This window comes from Methyloversatilis discipulorum (genome assembly GCF_000385375.1).
Taxonomy (GTDB): Bacteria; Pseudomonadota; Gammaproteobacteria; order Burkholderiales; family Rhodocyclaceae; genus Methyloversatilis; species Methyloversatilis discipulorum_A.
On the sequence record NZ_ARVV01000001.1, the window covers coordinates 3,448,090 to 3,463,401 of the forward strand.

The following is a 15,312-nucleotide window of genomic DNA, read 5'->3' on the forward strand; positions in this document are numbered from 1 at the left end:
CGCCAACTGTCAACCTTGATTGTCAGGCGCTGGTGTAATGTAATGTAGACATGACAGGTCGTAACGTCAATGAAGGTTTACAGGAGCCGGCATGAGCGGACAGGACGTGGTGGTGATCGGTGCCGGCGTGGCGGGCCTGGTGGCCGCGCTCGAACTGGCCCGCCGCGGCCTGGCGGTGACGCTGACCGAGCGCGCAGGCACGCCCGGCGGCAAGCTGCGCGAGGTGCACGTGGCCGGTCTGCGGCTCGACGCCGGCCCGACGGTGTTTACGCTGCGCGAGGTATTCGAGGACATCTTCGATGCCGCCGGCAGCAACTTCGCCACCCACGTCGGCACGCGCAAGGTCGAGGTGCTGGCGCGGCACGCCTGGTCGGCCGGCGAGCACCTGGATCTGCATGCCGACGTCGACCGCAGTGCCGAGGCCATCGGCGACTTCGCCGGCGCCGCCGAGGCGCGGCGTTTCGTCCGTTTCACGCGCGAGGCGCAGACCATCTACCGCACGCTCGACAGCAGCTTCATGCGCGCCCAGCGGCCAGGGCCACTCGAACTGGCGCGCCGCGCCGGCGTCGACATCCTGCGCATACGCCCCTTTGCGACGATGTGGCAGGCGCTCGGCAGCAACTTCCGCGACCCGCGGCTGCGCCAGCTGTTCGGCCGCTACGCCACCTATTGCGGCTCGTCGCCCTTCGATGCACCGGCCACCTTGATGCTGGTGGCCCACGTCGAACAGCGCGGCGTATGGCTGATCGAGGGCGGCATGTACCGGCTGGCCGAGGCGCTGGCGGCACTGTGCGTGCGTCACGGCGTGCAGTTCCGCTACGGCGAGCACGTCAGCGAGATCACGCTGCAGGGCGATCACGTCTCCGGTGTACGACTGGCCTCGGGCGAGTGGCTGGCGGCGCGCACCGTGGTTGCCAACGCCGACGTCGCCGCGCTGCCTGCCGGCCACTTCGGTGACGACGTGCGCCGCGCGACGGCCGCCGTCGAGCCGGCCGCGCGCTCGCTGTCGGCGGTGACCTGGAATCTGGTCGCGGCCACACGGGGCTTTCCGCTGCTGCGCCACAACGTGTTCTTTTCCGCCGACTACCGCGCGGAATTCGACGACCTGCAGCGCCATCGCCGGCTGCCGCGCGCCCCCACCGTGTATGTCTGCGCACAGGATCGCGGCGATGCACCGCCGCCGTCGTCACTGCCGGCGGAGCGCCTGCTCTGTCTGGTCAATGCGCCGGCCGATGGCGACCGCAGGCTGGCACGCCCCGGCGAGATCGAGCGCTGCGCTCACCTCGCCTTCCGCCAGATGGAACAGTGCGGCCTGCACATCGACCGCCGCGCCAGCGCCTGCGTCACCACCACGCCGGAAGACTTCAACCGGATGTTTCCCGCGACCGGCGGCGCGCTTTACGGCGAGGCCTCGCACGGCTGGCGCGCCGCTTTCCGTCGTCCCGGCGCACGCAGCCGCGTGCCCGGACTCTATCTGGCCGGCGGCAGCGCGCACCCTGGCCCCGGTCTGCCGATGGCCGCGCTGTCCGGCCGGCTGGCCGCCGACTGCATCCTGCGCGACCGGACGGAGGCCCGCTCATGAATGCACGCAACTTCGACGCCGCCGTCGCGCCGGGTGGCTACCGCTGGTGGTATGTCGACGCCACCAGCGATGACGGCCGCTGCGGACTGACGGTGATCGCCTTCATCGGCAGCGTGTTCTCGCCGTATTACGCACTGGCCCGCCGCCGTCGCCCGGGTGCCGCCGATCCGCACGCGCACTGCGCGGTGAATGTCGCACTGTATGGCGACAGGCGCCGCTGGACCATGACCGAGCGCGGCGCATCGGCGCTGCAGCGCGACACGCACAGCCTGCGCATCGGCCCGAGCCGGCTGCACTGGGACGGCGCGGCCCTCACCATCGACCTCGACGAGATCGGCGCGCCGCTGCCGATGCGCGTGCGCGGCAGCGTGCGCCTGCACGCGCCCACACTGGCGCAGGACGCCTTCGCGCTCGATGCCGAGGGGCGCCATCTGTGGCTGCCGATCGCACCCTGCGCGCGAGTCGAAGTGAGACTGAGCGAACCGGCGCTGCACTGGCATGGCGACGCCTATGCCGACAGCAATGCCGGCACTCGCGCGCTGGAGGAGGATTTCACCCGCTGGCACTGGTCGCGCAGCAACCTGCGCGGCGGCGACACCGCGGTGCTGTACGACGTGCAGCGACGCGACGGCACGCCGCATACGCTGGCGCTGCATTTCGACGCCGACGGCGGCTGCCGCAGCTTCGCCGCACCGGCGGCGCATGAACTGCCCGGCACGCGCTGGGGCATCGCCCGTGCGACGCGCAGCGAGGGCGGCACGACACCGCAGGCGCGCACGCTTGAAGACACGCCCTTCTATGCGCGCTCGCTGCTCGACACCTGTCTGCTTGGCGAGCCGGTGCATGGCGTGCACGAAAGCCTGGACCTCGAACGCTTCCGCAGCGGCTGGGTGCAGATGCTGCTGCCCTTCCGCATGCCGCGGCGCAGCGCATGGGCCGCCTGAGAGGCCGTCGTCAACGCCCGGCTCCGCGCTCCGGCGCTTCGTCCTTGCGGTCGCCCTCGCGCTTCTGCAGGCGGCGCACCGACACCAGCTGGTACACGGCGAACACCAGCACGCCGCCGAATATCAGTACCGCCTCGACAATGACCAGCGTGGTCGGACTCATTGCACGCCCTCCTGTATGGTTGAATCGACTGCACTGAACCTGCCCCCGAAACTTCACAACGCCATGGCCGCAACCGAAAGCCTCGACTGGCCGCGCGACGGCGCCGACTGGCCCAATCGCGATGCAAGCCGCTTCGTCGACGCCGGCGGCGTGCACTGGCACGTGCAGATCGCGGGCAGCGGCCCGCCGCTGCTGCTGCTGCATGGCAGTGGCGCGTCGACCCACTCCTGGCGCGAGCTGCTGCCGCTGCTGGCGTGCGAACACACCGTCATCGCGCCCGACCTGCCGGGCCATGCCTTCAGTTCGACCCCGCCGGTCCACACGCTGTCGCTGCCCGGCATGGCGCGCGCCATCGGCGCGCTGCTGCACGCACTGCAGATCGCACCGGCGGCGGTGGCCGGGCACTCGGCAGGTGCGGCGATCGCGCTGCGCATGCGACTCGACGGCCTGCTGCCAGGCCGCCACCTGGTCAGCCTCAATGGCGCGCTGCTGCCGCTGCCCGGCCTGGCCGGCCTGCTGTTCCCGCCGGCCGCCCGCCTGCTGTCACTGACACCGTTCGCCGCCGCCCTGTTCGCGCGCAGCGCGTCGCGCAACGGTGCGGTCGAGCGGCTGATCGCCAGCACCGGGTCGCACATCGACGCACGCGGCATCGCGCTGTACGCGCGGCTGGTGCGCTGCCGCGCGCACGTCGCCGGGGTACTCGGCATGATGGCGAACTGGGACATCGCGCCGCTGGCGCGCGACCTGCCGCGGCTCGACGCCGCGCTGACACTGATCGCGGCGCGCGGCGACCGCACGGTGCCGCCCGACTGTTCGCGCCGCGTGCAGCGCATGGTGGCGGACGCTCGCCTGATCGAGCTCGACGGGCTGGGCCATCTGGCGCACGAGGAAGCGCCGCAGCGACTGGCCGCACTGATCGCCGAAGCGGTGCAGTAGGCCACCGGCCTCAGCCGCCCTGCGCGCGCGCCCTGTCCTGCCGCTCCAGCCGCTCGAACAGGTCGATCAGCCATTCCAGCCGCTGTCGCGGCGTGCGCGACGGCAGGCGGTCGAGCCGTCCCTGCACGGCCAGCGGCAGCGGCGCCGCGGTGACCGCGTCGACCAGCATCGACACCTCCTCCAGCTCGGCGTAGCGCGCCTCCGCCTGCCGCGCGGCGGCGGTCAGCGAGCCGGCCAGCAGCACCGTCTTGCGCCAGGACGACACGACTGAGCGCTGCGACACTGAATCGTGTCCGTTGGCCACCACGCCGCGGCCGATGTCGCGATAGATGGCACGTGCCGCCCGGATGCCCGGCCGGCAGGCCGGCGGCAGCTGTTCGATGCCGGCAGCGGCGCGCTCGTACAGCAGGTCGGCACAGCCAAGCAGGCGATCGAGCACCGGCACCAGCCGCGCGTCGAACACCGGCCGCGCCAGCCAGTCGTCCGGGTCGATGCCCGCGACGCGCAGCCAGCCGCGCGGCAGGTAGAGCCGGCCGCGCCGCGCGTCCTCGCCGATGTCGCGGGCGATGTTGGTGAGCTGCATCGCCAGCCCGAGGTCGCAGGCGCGCGCCGCCTGTTCGCGGTCGCGCACGCCCATCAGCATCGCCATCATGGCGCCGACGGTGGCCGCGACGCGGGCGCAGTAATCGTACAGCTCGGACAGCGTTTCGTACTGCCGGCCGCGGGCGTCCCAGGCGAAGCCCTCGATCAGCGCGTGCAGCAGTGCCGGCGGTATCGCGAACTGCACCACCACCCGCGACAGCATGCGATCGACCGGATCGTTACGCGGCCGGCCGGCACAGGCGGCGTCGACCCGCCGGCGCAGCGCCTCGACGGTCGCCTCGTCGGCGGCGCTGTCGTCGACCAGATCGTCGGCGATGCGGCAGAAGGCGTACAGCGCGCAGGCCGGTTCGCGCACCGCGCGCGGCAGCAGCAGCGAGGCGGCGAAGAAGGAGCGCGAGCCGTCGCGCAGCAGACGGCGGCAGGCCGCCATGTCCTGGGCTGCGTCGTGGTCAGACATGAGACGGATCCGGCACCAGCCGGTCGAGTACGCGCGCCGAGGACAGCACGCCGGGCAGACCGGCGCCCGGGTGCGTGCCGGCGCCGACCAGATAGAGCCGCTCCAGTTCTTCGCTGCGGTTGTGCGGACGGAACCAGGCGCTCTGCGTCAGCACCGGCTCCAGCCCGAAGGCCGCGCCCTTCAGCGACAGCAGGCGGTCGCGGAAATCGACAGGCGTAGTGACGCGCGAGGTGACGATGCGTTCGGCCAGCCCCGGTAACAGGGTTTCCGACAGGCGGTCCTCGATCGCCTGCCGATAGCGTTCCGCCTCGACTGTCCAGTCGGTGCCGCTGTCGAGATGAGGCACTGGCGACAGCACGTAGAAGGCGTCGCACCCAGGCGGCGCCAGCGACGGGTCGGTCGCGGTCGGCCGGTGCAAGTAGAGGCTGAAATCGTCGGCCAACACCTGGCGTTCGAAGATGTCGTGCAGCAGCGCCCGGTAGCGCGGACCGAGCAGTATCGTGTGGTGCGGCACCGCGTCGTAGCAGCCGCGCGTGCCGAAGTACCAGACGAACAGACTCATCGAATAGCGCGCGTCGTCGAGGCGGCGGTCGGTCCAGCGCTTGCGCCGGGTGGATGGCAGCAGGTGCTTGTAGGTGTAGGCGGCGTCGGCGTTCGACACCACGACGTCGGCCGCCAGCAGTTCGCCGTTGCGCAACCGCACCCCGGTGGCGCGGCCGTTGTGCGCGGTGATCTCGACCACCTCGGCGTCGCAGCGCACGCGGTTGCCCTGCCCCTCGATCAGCTTCACCAGGCCGCTGACCAGAGAGCCGGTGCCGCCCATCGCGAAGTGCACGCCCCACTGCCGCTCCAGGTGGGCGATCAGGCCGTAGATCGACGTGACAGTGAACGGATTGCCACCGACGAACAGCGGATGAAAGCTCAGCACGAAGCGCAGCCGCTCGTCGCGCACATGGCTGGACACCAGGCTGTAAAGGCTGCGGTAACTCTGCAGCTTCACCATCGCCGGCAGCACGCGCGCCATGTCTATCCAGCTGTCGAAGGGCACGTGGCCCAGCTGTTCGAAACCGACGCGGAAGGTGGCCTCGCTGGCCCGCATGAAGCGCTCGTAACCGGCCACGTCGTCCGGCGCCAGCCGCGCGACCTCGCGCCGCATCGCCTCGGGATCACCAGAGCAGTCGAAGCTTTCGCCGTCGTCGAAACGGATGCGGTAGAACGGCGACAGCGGTCGCAGATCGACGTCGTCGGCCATCCGTCGGCCGCAAAGCTGCCACAGTTCCTCGAACAGGAAGGGCGCGGTGACGATGGTCGGGCCGGCGTCGAAGGTGAAGCCGTCCTGCCGGTGTACGTAGGCGCGTCCGCCCGGCGCGTCCAGTCGTTCCAGCACGGTGACGCGGTAGCCGCGCGCCCCGAGCCGGACCGCCGCGGCCAGTCCGCCGAAGCCGCTGCCTATCACCACCGCATGCGGTGCGCTGCGGCGCACGCCGGTCACCGCTGGCGGCAGATCATTCATCGAGGTCATGGCCGCATACCGGTCGTGTTCATCCGTTCTGGCCGGCGGACTGCGCGCCCGCCTGCTTCACCAGCTGCGAGATGCCCTGTGCATCGGCCGCCGACAGCGGTGCATACAGGGCGCCCATGCCGGCCGCCAGCGACTGCGCGGACGGATGCGGCCGCGGCGAGGTGTCGATGAACAGCGTGCGCAGTGCCGACGCGCGCACCCGCCGCGCCGCCGCCTGCGCGTCCTGCTCGGCGCGGGCACGACCGCCCTGACCGTCGCGCGCGACATTGCCCCGGCCGTCGGTGAGCAGCACCAGCGTCGGCGTGTCGCCCTGCCGGCGCAGCGCGTCCGCCAGGCTCCAGCCCGCTTCGATGCCGGCGGCCAGCGGCGTGCCGCCGCCACCGGGCAGGCCGGCCAGGCTGCGTTTGGCACGCACCAGCGAACGGGTCGGCGGCAACAGCAGTTCGGCGCGCGTGCCGCGGAAGGCGATCACCGCCACGCGGTCGCGCCGCACGTAGCAGTCGGCCAGCAGAAGTTCGACCGCGCCCTTGGCTTCGCCCAGCCGGTGCAGCGCCGACGAGCCGGAGGCGTCGACGACGAAGATGGTGGTGGTCTGCGTACGCTGCCGGTAACGGACGACGCGGAAATCCTCGGGCCGCACCGCCACCCGCGTCGCCGGCATGCCCTGGCGTCGGCGCAGCAGCTGCCACGGCGCCGCCGCACGCAGCGTGTCGATGACGCTGAGCCGCAGTCCGCCGCCCGGCCGCCCCTTGCGTACGCCGACCGGCCGGCCGCGCTGGCCGTTGCCGCGCAGCGCGCCGGAGCGCCCGGCGCTGCGCGCCCGCGGCAGACGACCGCCAGCCAGCCGGATGTGCGCCAGCAGGTCAGGGCTCAGCGCGGCGCGTACCGCATCGAGCACGCGGTCTTCAAGTGGCTGTTGCAGATCGGCGGGCCTGTCGTCCTTCTGCTCGCCGCCCGCATCGCCCGGCGGCGGCGCGGCCTCGGCGGGCGTGTTGTCGGGCGCGGGGGAATCGGGTGGCACATCGGCCGACGCCTCGACGGCACTTGCCGGACACTGCGTCGCGCGCGGCGCCAGCACGAGCTGGGCGGCCAGCGTCACGTCCGGCTCGCCCACCTGGTCGCGCCCGTCCAGCGCGGCCGCGGCGCGGGCAGCGCGTACCGCGAGCATGAAGGCGCGCAGCGAATCGACGCCGAAGGCCTGTGCCGCTGCACCGAGCGACTGGATCACCACCGGCGATACGCTGACCGTCGGCAGGCGCGCACGCGCGGCGGCGATGTGTCCGGCATCGAAGGGCAGTTGCGGGCAGTCGCCGGCACGCAGGCCTTCGAGCTCGACGATGCAGGCCAGCCGATCGCACAGCGCGGCCGGCAGGTTCTCGTCGTCGCCCTGTGCCTCGTCCAGCGCGATCACTCCGAACTCAGCCGCCTCGCGCGTTTCCAGCCCATCGCGCAGCATCACCACGACGCCCTCGTCCATCACCGCGGTCAGCCGCGCTGCGGCCGCCGAACTGATGCGCTCGGCCATCGCCAGCAGCACGACGCCGCCGTGCGCCTCGACCAGCAGGCCGCGCTCGGCCACCGGTCGGCCGGCGCGCAGCGTGGCCGCGAGGTCGAGCCCGCCGAGCAGGCGGGCATCGGGTGCGTCGAGCGGAATGCGGCGCAGCGGCGTGCCGGGCGGCAGCAGCGCGCGCAGTTGCGCCAGCCAGGCGTCGCGCGCCGGACCGGCCTGGGCGCGCAGCCGCACACCGCCACATCCGGCCGGATCGAGCGCACACAGCGCGGCCGGCAGCAGTGCGCGCAGCCAGCGCGCCATCGTGTCGTCAGTCTGCATCGGTACCCCGCTCATGCCGGCAGCAGCTCATCGACCGCGCGCGCCACGCGCACGCCGGAGCCGGATTCGTCCAGTGGATCGCGGCGCAGCCGGTGGCGCAGCGCCGACGGCGCGATCCGTCGCAGATGCGCGTCGCCGACCTCTTCGTCGCCGTCATAGGCCGCCAGTGCGCGCGCCGCGCGCACCAGCGTCAGTTCGCCGCGCAGGCCGTCGGTGCCGAGCTGCATGCACAGCCTGGCCGCCTGTTCGAGCGCCGCATCCGGCACCCGCACGGCGGGCAGGCGCTCACGCGCACCGACGATGCGACGACGCAGCTTGGCGTCGCGTCCGGACCACTGCGCACAGAAGCCGGCGCGGTCGCGCTCGAAGGCGTCACGACGTTTCACGACATCGACGCGGGTCGGCAGATCGGTCGGCGTACTCACCTCGACCGACAGGCCGAAGCGGTCCAGCAGCTGCGGCCGCAGTTCGCCCTCCTCCGGGTTGCCGCTGCCGACGAGCACGAAGCGCGCGGGGTGACGCACGCTGAGCCCTTCGCGCTCGACCACGTTCTCGCCGGAAGCGGCCACGTCGATCAGCAGATCGACCAGGTGGTCCTCCAGCAGATTGACCTCGTCGACATAGAGAAAGCCGCGGTGGGCGCGCGCCAGCAGTCCGGGCTCGAAGGCCTTTTCACCGCGGGTCAGCGCGCGTTCGAGATCGAGAGCGCCAACCACGCGGTCCTCGGTGGCGCCAAGCGGCAGATCGACCACCGGCACCGGCACCAGCCGCGCGCGTCGCGATGCGGCAGCGGCGGAACAGACCGGGCAGACCGAGGCCACTTCGTCCGGGTCACACTGGTAGGCGCAGCCCTCGACCGCGCGCATCTTCGGCAGCAGCGCCGCCAGTGCGCGCACGGCCGTCGACTTGCCGGTGCCGCGGTCGCCGAACACGAGCACGCCGCCGATGGACGGATCGACCGCCGACAGCAGGATGGCCTGCTTCATTTCGTCCTGGCCGACGATGGCCGAAAACGGGAAGGCTTGCGACATGGCGCACCTCGCGCGGAAGTCGGGCGCCATGGAAGATCGATGGCACAGCCGATAGTGTCACTTTATGCTGACACTTCGAATGTGTCTACAGATTGACGATCTACGGTGTGCGGCGCGCTCAGCTTTCGTCGCGCGGCCAGCGCGGTACCGACCAGCCTGTCATCACAGCCAGCAGCCGCAGGCCGGCGATCAGCGCGACCGAGACGGCCAGCGACAGCAGCGGTGTCACCGCCAGCGCGTCCATGCCGAGGTAGAGCCAGGCACCGACGAAGGCGCACAGGGCATAGGGCCGGTGGTCGTGGAACACGTTCGGCACCTCGTTGCAGATGACGTCGCGCATGACGCCGCCGAGCACGCCGGTGACGACGCCCATCATGACCGACACGAAGAGCGGCATGCCCATCTGGTGCGCCAGGCTGACGCCGGTGACCGAAAACAGACCGAGGCCCAGAGCATCGGGAATCAGCATCGCGCGTTCGGTGACGATGTCGCGGTGCTTGTGCAGCCACGGTGCTGCCACCAGCGTGAGCACGAAGACGAGCCACACATAGCCCTGGTGCTCGACCCAGAAGAAGGGCCGGCGGTCGAGCAGCACGTCGCGCACCGTGCCGCCGCCAAAAGCGGTGATGAAGGCCACGGCGAACACACCGACCACGTCCATGCGGCGGCGCGCTGCTTCGATAAGGCCAGACACGGCAAAGGCGAGCGTGGCGGCGAACTCGATCGCCGAAATGAGCAGCTGGAATCTGGGCATGCGGCGATTGTAGGCGCCGCGGGCGGTTTCAGCGTTGCCGTGCCTCGAACACGTTGGCGCCTGCCGGCGTCACGAAGGATTCGAGAAAGCGGGTGCGCTGGAAGTCGGCGACGGTCGGCGGATGCGCCCGACAGGGCGCCTGCAGGAAGGGCGTGTACATATAGACGGACATTTCCGGCGATTCGAAATGGACCCGGACCGACGACGTGCGCGCCGCATCGTATTCCGGCGGCAGGCCGATCTGCGCCACCAGCGTGTAGGCGATCAGCTTGTCCTTCCACGCCATCGCCACCAGCCTGTCGTGCAGTATTTCGTACTGCATGTAGTGCGGCAGCGCGTAGTTTGCGGGGTCGGACTCCAGCGGATGGACAAAACCGGCCGGACAGACATAGCTGCCGAAGGGCCACACCGTGCCGAAGCGCCGCAGGCGTTCGCGCGCCTGCCGGTTGCTGCGGTCCAGCAGTTCAAGCAGTTCGAACTCGGCGAGCGGGGAATCGGGCTTGAACAGGGGAAGCGCCATGGTGAAACGGAGGCCGATGAAAATGACCGTTCCAGTCTATGCCGACCGTGCGCACCGGCATGCCCAACGCATCACGCTGATACAAATCGGCGCGAGCAGACGCCACATCGTTGTTTTGAACGGGGAAATTGCCTGATCGGGCTCAGGCATTCGGCTGATTGCCGCGGCGCTGGCGCGCTACGTATAAGTCGGCCCAGTCCCCTCGCGTTTGCCCTGCCCGGAGCCGCCATCGTGAATGCGCACAGCCGACAACGCCAGCTTCGCCGCCTGCTCACGCTGCGCGCCACCCTATGCATCGGGCTGCTGACCGCAGCACTGGCCGGCTGCCTGCTGTCCGGGCTGATGCTGCTGCATGCGCTGGAAGGCGCCTCGACGGTGACGACTGCCGTTGCGCTGGCCGTGCTGCTGACCGTAGTCTGGGTCAGCGTGCGACTTTCGCGCTGGCTCTGGGTACCGACGCCGGACTGCGCGGGCATCGTGCTGCCGGACGCGCTGGCGCCCGGCTTCCGTCGGCGCATCGACCGTCTTTGCACACGGCTCGGCGCGCGCCGCATCGACCGCGTGCTGGCCACGCCGGAGGTGAACGCCGCCGTCGTGTGTCGCCCGGCTTTCGGTCTGTTCGGCCCGATGCGCACGACGCTGCTGCTGGGCATACCACTGGCCCACTGCCTGACGCCGCAGCAACTGTCGGCGGTGCTGGCGCACGAACTGGCTCACCTGTCGGCGCAGCGCGGCCGCCGCGGTGCCTGGGCCGCCCATCTGCGCACCTGGTGGCTGCGCTGTTTCGACCGCATCGACGAGGACGACGGCCCTCTGGCGCGTGCCGCCCGTCGTGCGTTCGCGCGCACCGCGCGGACCGACCTCGAACAGTCCGTACAGTTGTCGCGACTGGACGAATTCGAGGCCGACGCACTCGCTGCCCGCGCGGTCGGTGCACCGGCGCTGGCCGGCGCACTGATCGATCTGGCGATGAAGGACCGCTTCCTGACCGAGAACTACTGGACCAAGGTGATGGAACAGGCGCGCAGCAGGCGCCGGCCGCGCATCCGCCCCTTCCGCGAAATGGGCCTCGGCATGCAGGTGGGCTTCGTGCGCGACGAGGCGCTGGCCGATCTGGAGCATCTGCTCGGCGCCCGCGCCGACACCGCCGCCTTCGACACCCACCCGGCGCTGGCCGAACGCCTGGCGGCGCTCGACATCGACCACGCCGACGGCCTGCCCGACGCGGCCGACGGCCCGAGCGCGGCCGAGCACTACTTCGCCGATCTGCTGCCGACGCTGTCGCTGGCCTTCGACCGCATGTGGTGGCTGGCCTCGTCGCGCGACTGGCGGCAGCAGTACCGCAGCGCGCACGCTGATCGTCGCTGACTCAGCAGATCCTGAATCAGCAGATCCTCTCCCACAGGCTGGTTTCGTCGCCCAGCCGTTCCAGTTCGGCGCCCTTGAAGTCGCCGCGCGACACGATGCCGACGATCACCCCGTTGTCGACCACCGGCAGGTGGCGGAAGCCGCGATCGTTCATTTCGCGCAGCGCGTCGATCGAGGTCTGGTCCGGCGCAATCGTGTGCGGATCCGGCGTCATCGCCTCGGCCAGCGTCATGGCCGGCGCGTGATGCCCTTCGGCAAGTATCCGCACTGCGTCGCGGCCGGTGAAGATGCCGACCAGCTTCTGCTTGTCGTCAACGATCAGCACCGCCCCGGTCCCCTTCTCGTGCATCAGCCGGCAGGCATGACTGACCGTGTCGTTCCGCTGCAGCAACAGCGGTTCCCTGTTCTTGATGATGAAGGCGATGTAGCGCTTTTCCATGATGTCTCCTGAAATGCCCGGGGCGAGTCCCCTTTGAATCTAGCCGCCGGCCGGTCGGCCGTCTTGAGCAGGATCAGGCGGGCGCGCCTTGACTGTGCCGCCGCGCCGACCGGAACAGCCGGCAGCACGACAGGGAGGCGGACCACGACAGGCTCTACACTGATGCCCCGTCAACCGGTTGCCCTCGCAATGCCCCGCTTCACCCTGTCCCCGCGTATCACCGGCTATCTCGCCGCCGCCGGTACCGTCGCCATCTGGACCGGCTTCATCCTGGTATCCCGCTACGGCGGCAAGAGCCCGCTGACCGCCTGGGACACGCTGGCGCTGCGCCTGGGCACGGCCGCACTGTTGCTGCTGCCTTTCGCCGGCAGCCTGCCGCGCGGCGCCTGGCGCGACGCGCAACTGTGGACGCTGACCCTGCTCGGCGGCCTCATCTACGGCCTGTTCGTGTTCGCCGCCTTCAAGTACGCACCGGCCGCGCACGGCGCCATCCTGCTGCCGGGCATGCAGCCCTTCCTGGTCGCTGCGGCCGCCTGGTGGGTGCTCGGCTCGCGACCGGGCGCCGGGCGCATGGTCGGCCTGGCCGGCATTGCGCTGGGCATTGCCTGCGTGGCGGTGCACTACTCCGCCGGCGGCCACGCATGGACGCACGACATGCTGCTGGGCGACCTGCTGCTGCTCGGCGGCTCGGCCGCGTGGGCGCTGTACAGCGTGCTGGCGAAGAAATGGAAGCGCGACGCCTGGACGCTGACCCGCTTCGTCGCACTCGGCTCGACCGCGCTCTACCTGCCGGTCTATCTGCTGTCGCTGCCCAAGGCGCTCGACCAGGTGCCGACCGGCATGCTGGTGCTGCAGGGTCTCTACCAGGGCGCCGGCGTCACCATCGTGGCGATGATGCTGTTCCTGAAGGCGGTGCATGAGCTGGGCGCCGAACGCACCGGCGCGCTGGTGGCGCTGGTGCCGGTACTGGCCGGCGTCGCCGCGGCGCCGCTGCTCGACGAACCGCTGTCCGGCTGGCTGGTCGCCGGCCTGATCTGCGTGTCGGCGGGCGCCTTCGTCGCCGCGCGGCCCGGGCGGGCGACGGCACGCTGAAAAAAAAACGGCGCACCCGCGGGCGCGCCGTTTTTCTGTCCGGACTGACCGTTCGTGTCAGAACGGGATGTCGTCGTCCATGCCGCCGAAGCCGCCGGACGAGGACGGCGGTGCCGACTGCGGCGCCGGCGCCGGCCGGCTGGGCGCCTGACGCGGCGCGGACTGGCGCGGTGCCTGATCGAAATCGTCGCCACCGCCGTAACCACCACCGCCACCGCCGCCGTAGCTTTCACCGCCACCGCCGCCACCCGAGCCCTGCCGACTGCCCAGCATCTGCATCTGCTCGGCGCGGATTTCGGTGGTGTAGCGGTCCTGACCTTCCTTGTCCTGCCACTTGCGGGTGCGCAGGCTGCCCTCGACATAGACGGCGGAGCCCTTGCGCAGGTACTGGCCGGCGATCTCGGCCAGGCGGCCGTAGAAGGACACGCGATGCCACTCCGTCTGTTCCTTCTTCTCGCCGGTCTGCTTGTCCTTCCAGCTGTCGGTGGTCGCCACCGTGATGTTGCAGATCGCGTCGCCGTTTGGCGCGTAGCGGGTTTCCGGATCGCGGCCCAGGTTGCCGACGATGATGACCTTGTTTACTGAAGCCATGATTTTCCTCCCGCGAGATTCGTGTATTTCGTTTCTGACAGAGGCGCTACGCACCGGACGGGCGCTGCGCCATTATTCCATATGAATTTCAGGCAACAACCGGCGCATCGAGCAGCCGGCGTACGCCCTCTTCGTCCCACAGTTCCAGATTCACCTTCAGATACGCCATCCGGCGCTCCCGTTCTACGCTGGCTTCCCTGACACCCGGCAGTTCGAGCAGGCGCTCGCGCAGCCACTCGATGTCGACATGATCGCCGATCGCGTACTCGCGCAGTGCAACCACCGGCGGCGCTTGCATGCTGCGTGCCCACAGCCACCAGGCGATGGCCAGCGCAATGCAGAAGCCGAACACGCCAGCGGCGCCGAAACGCAGCGCGATCGCCCCGCCGATGGCGCTGCCGGTGGCGGCGCCGATGGACTGCGCGGTATTGAACACACCGAGCGCCGCACCCTTGGCCGCCGGCGGCGCGATGCGCGACACCAGCGAGGGCAGCAGCGCCTCCAGCAGGTTGAAGGCGATGAAGAACACGAACAGCCCGCCGACCAGCACCCACATCAGGTCGACCTGCGCCAGGAAGATGAACTGCGAAACGATCAGCGTGACGATGGACGCCAGGAACACCGACTTCACGCGCGCCCGCTTTTCGGCCCAGACGATGGCCGGCACCATGACGACGAAACTGGCCAGCACGATGGGCAGGTAGAGCGTCCAGTGTTCGGCCACCGGCACGCCCATCACCTCGACCAGCGCCAGCGGCACCATCAGGAACATGGCCATCTGCACCATGTGTACGGTGAACATGCCGAAGTTGAGGCGCATCAGCTGACGGTCGGCGATCACCCGCGCAAACGGCGTCGGCTGCACCACCGGCGCGTGGTCCGGATCCGGCACCACCTTGAGCAGCACCGGAATCGCGGTCAGTGCCAGCACGGCGATGAACAGGAACATGCCGTCCATGCCCACCCAGCCGTAAAGCGCCGGCGACAGCACCAGAGAACCGGCGAACACGAGGCCGATGGTCGAACCTATCATCGCCATCACCTTGGTGCGGTGCTGGTCGCGCACCAGATCGGCGGCAAGCGCGGTCACCGCGGCCGAAATGGCGCCGGTACCCTGCAGGATGCGCGCCGCGATCATCCAGTGGATGTCCGGCGCCCACATCGCCATCAGGCTGCCCGCCGCGTACAGCAGCAGACCGACGACGATGACCGGCTTGCGACCGAAGCGGTCGGAGGCAATGCCGAACGGAATCTGCATGAAGGCCTGGGCGAGACCGAACACGCCGAAGGCCAGCCCGGCCATGAAAATGTTGTCGCCGCCGGGCAGCGTCCGCGCGAAAACCGAAAACACCGGCAGCACGAGGAACAGGCCGAGCATGCGCAAGGCGAGAATGAATGCGAGCGCCACGCCCGCACGCCATTCGGTGCGGGTCATGCGGTCTGAAATAGGGGAAGTCATGGCGGGACGGCGAAGGAACC

Annotated in this window: 15 protein-coding genes; 5 read left to right on the forward strand and 10 right to left on the reverse strand. The window is 70.3% G+C overall.

The annotated features are described in order from the left end of the window. Window positions 1–91: 91 nt before the first annotated feature. On the forward strand, window positions 92–1,582 hold the full coding sequence (crtD, locus tag METRZ18153_RS0116070; protein ID WP_020165695.1) for a 1-hydroxycarotenoid 3,4-desaturase CrtD: 1,491 nt from the start codon (window positions 92–94) through the stop codon (window positions 1,580–1,582). After that, window positions 1,579–2,526 (forward strand): carotenoid 1,2-hydratase, encoded by a 948-nt coding sequence (locus METRZ18153_RS0116075; RefSeq protein ID WP_020165696.1) that lies wholly within the window; start codon window positions 1,579–1,581, stop codon window positions 2,524–2,526. The genes crtD and METRZ18153_RS0116075 overlap by 4 nt, the downstream gene beginning before the upstream one ends. A gap of 10 nt (window positions 2,527–2,536) precedes the next feature. On the opposite strand, the gene METRZ18153_RS21015 is transcribed toward METRZ18153_RS0116075, so the two are convergent. After that, window positions 2,537–2,689, reverse strand: a complete 153-nt coding sequence (locus METRZ18153_RS21015) for a hypothetical protein (protein ID WP_020165697.1) — start codon at window positions 2,687–2,689, stop codon at window positions 2,537–2,539. A 63-nt stretch (window positions 2,690–2,752) separates the two neighbouring features. Here METRZ18153_RS21015 and bchO point away from each other — a divergent pair, with 63 nt between their 5' ends. Next, complete coding sequence (gene bchO, locus METRZ18153_RS0116085; RefSeq protein WP_020165698.1) at window positions 2,753–3,625, forward strand: alpha/beta fold hydrolase BchO; 873 nt, start codon at window positions 2,753–2,755, stop codon at window positions 3,623–3,625. Window positions 3,626–3,635: 10 nt separating this feature from the next. Here bchO and METRZ18153_RS0116090 read toward each other — a convergent pair whose 3' ends face one another. From METRZ18153_RS0116090 to METRZ18153_RS0116115, 6 genes are all read right to left on the reverse strand, one after another. Next, window positions 3,636–4,685 (reverse strand): phytoene/squalene synthase family protein, encoded by a 1,050-nt coding sequence (locus tag METRZ18153_RS0116090; RefSeq protein WP_020165699.1) that lies wholly within the window; start codon window positions 4,683–4,685, stop codon window positions 3,636–3,638. Next, the gene (locus METRZ18153_RS0116095; RefSeq protein WP_020165700.1) at window positions 4,678–6,207 is read right to left on the reverse strand and encodes a phytoene desaturase; all 1,530 of its coding nucleotides are present in this window, start codon (window positions 6,205–6,207) and stop codon (window positions 4,678–4,680) included. The genes METRZ18153_RS0116090 and METRZ18153_RS0116095 overlap by 8 nt, the downstream gene beginning before the upstream one ends. Before the next feature lie 19 nt (window positions 6,208–6,226). Beyond that, on the reverse strand, window positions 6,227–8,053 hold the full coding sequence (locus METRZ18153_RS0116100) for a magnesium chelatase subunit D (protein ID WP_157257248.1): 1,827 nt from the start codon (window positions 8,051–8,053) through the stop codon (window positions 6,227–6,229). Continuing rightward, window positions 8,050–9,069 (reverse strand): magnesium chelatase ATPase subunit I, encoded by a 1,020-nt coding sequence (bchI, locus tag METRZ18153_RS0116105; RefSeq protein ID WP_020165702.1) that lies wholly within the window; start codon window positions 9,067–9,069, stop codon window positions 8,050–8,052. Before bchI ends, METRZ18153_RS0116100 begins: the two co-directional genes overlap by 4 nt. Before the next feature lie 118 nt (window positions 9,070–9,187). After that, the gene (locus METRZ18153_RS0116110; protein WP_020165703.1) at window positions 9,188–9,823 is read right to left on the reverse strand and encodes a trimeric intracellular cation channel family protein; all 636 of its coding nucleotides are present in this window, start codon (window positions 9,821–9,823) and stop codon (window positions 9,188–9,190) included. 28 nt (window positions 9,824–9,851) lie between these two features. Further along, window positions 9,852–10,343, reverse strand: coding sequence for a hypothetical protein (locus tag METRZ18153_RS0116115; protein WP_020165704.1), 492 nt, complete (start codon window positions 10,341–10,343; stop codon window positions 9,852–9,854). 231 nt (window positions 10,344–10,574) lie between these two features. On the opposite strand from METRZ18153_RS0116115, the gene METRZ18153_RS0116120 reads away from it, so the two are divergent. Continuing rightward, on the forward strand, window positions 10,575–11,711 hold the full coding sequence (locus METRZ18153_RS0116120; RefSeq protein ID WP_020165705.1) for a M48 family metallopeptidase: 1,137 nt from the start codon (window positions 10,575–10,577) through the stop codon (window positions 11,709–11,711). A gap of 16 nt (window positions 11,712–11,727) precedes the next feature. On the opposite strand, the gene METRZ18153_RS0116125 is transcribed toward METRZ18153_RS0116120, so the two are convergent. Beyond that, window positions 11,728–12,150: a CBS domain-containing protein gene (locus tag METRZ18153_RS0116125; RefSeq protein ID WP_020165706.1), complete on the reverse strand. Its 423-nt coding sequence runs from the start codon at window positions 12,148–12,150 to the stop codon at window positions 11,728–11,730. Between the two features lie 189 nt (window positions 12,151–12,339). Between METRZ18153_RS0116125 and METRZ18153_RS0116130 the strand changes: the two genes are divergently transcribed. Continuing rightward, complete coding sequence (locus METRZ18153_RS0116130) at window positions 12,340–13,242, forward strand: DMT family transporter (protein ID WP_020165707.1); 903 nt, start codon at window positions 12,340–12,342, stop codon at window positions 13,240–13,242. Window positions 13,243–13,299: 57 nt separating this feature from the next. On the opposite strand, the gene ssb is transcribed toward METRZ18153_RS0116130, so the two are convergent. Together ssb and METRZ18153_RS0116140 are read right to left on the reverse strand one after the other, a co-directional pair. Further along, window positions 13,300–13,833: a single-stranded DNA-binding protein gene (gene ssb / locus METRZ18153_RS0116135; protein ID WP_020165708.1), complete on the reverse strand. Its 534-nt coding sequence runs from the start codon at window positions 13,831–13,833 to the stop codon at window positions 13,300–13,302. Window positions 13,834–13,921: 88 nt separating this feature from the next. Continuing rightward, window positions 13,922–15,268 (reverse strand): MFS transporter, encoded by a 1,347-nt coding sequence (locus METRZ18153_RS0116140; protein WP_020165709.1) that lies wholly within the window; start codon window positions 15,266–15,268, stop codon window positions 13,922–13,924. Window positions 15,269–15,312 lie beyond the last annotated feature (44 nt).

Bases quoted from the DNA above. Each gene is read 5' to 3' on its own strand.
- crtD (WP_020165695.1), top strand. From the start codon at position 92: ATGAGCGGACAGGACGTGGTGGTGATCGGTGCCGGCGTGGCGGGCCTG.
- METRZ18153_RS0116075 (WP_020165696.1), top strand. From the start codon at position 1,579: ATGAATGCACGCAACTTCGACGCCGCCGTCGCGCCGGGTGGCTACCGC.
- METRZ18153_RS21015 (WP_020165697.1), bottom strand. From the start codon at position 2,689: ATGAGTCCGACCACGCTGGTCATTGTCGAGGCGGTACTGATATTCGGC.
- bchO (WP_020165698.1), top strand. From the start codon at position 2,753: ATGGCCGCAACCGAAAGCCTCGACTGGCCGCGCGACGGCGCCGACTGG.
- METRZ18153_RS0116090 (WP_020165699.1), bottom strand. From the start codon at position 4,685: ATGTCTGACCACGACGCAGCCCAGGACATGGCGGCCTGCCGCCGTCTG.
- METRZ18153_RS0116095 (WP_020165700.1), bottom strand. From the start codon at position 6,207: ATGACCTCGATGAATGATCTGCCGCCAGCGGTGACCGGCGTGCGCCGC.
- METRZ18153_RS0116100 (WP_157257248.1), bottom strand. From the start codon at position 8,053: ATGAGCGGGGTACCGATGCAGACTGACGACACGATGGCGCGCTGGCTG.
- bchI (WP_020165702.1), bottom strand. From the start codon at position 9,069: ATGTCGCAAGCCTTCCCGTTTTCGGCCATCGTCGGCCAGGACGAAATG.
- METRZ18153_RS0116110 (WP_020165703.1), bottom strand. From the start codon at position 9,823: ATGCCCAGATTCCAGCTGCTCATTTCGGCGATCGAGTTCGCCGCCACG.
- METRZ18153_RS0116115 (WP_020165704.1), bottom strand. From the start codon at position 10,343: ATGGCGCTTCCCCTGTTCAAGCCCGATTCCCCGCTCGCCGAGTTCGAA.
- METRZ18153_RS0116125 (WP_020165706.1), bottom strand. From the start codon at position 12,150: ATGGAAAAGCGCTACATCGCCTTCATCATCAAGAACAGGGAACCGCTG.
- METRZ18153_RS0116130 (WP_020165707.1), top strand. From the start codon at position 12,340: ATGCCCCGCTTCACCCTGTCCCCGCGTATCACCGGCTATCTCGCCGCC.
- ssb (WP_020165708.1), bottom strand. From the start codon at position 13,833: ATGGCTTCAGTAAACAAGGTCATCATCGTCGGCAACCTGGGCCGCGAT.
- METRZ18153_RS0116140 (WP_020165709.1), bottom strand. From the start codon at position 15,268: ATGACCCGCACCGAATGGCGTGCGGGCGTGGCGCTCGCATTCATTCTC.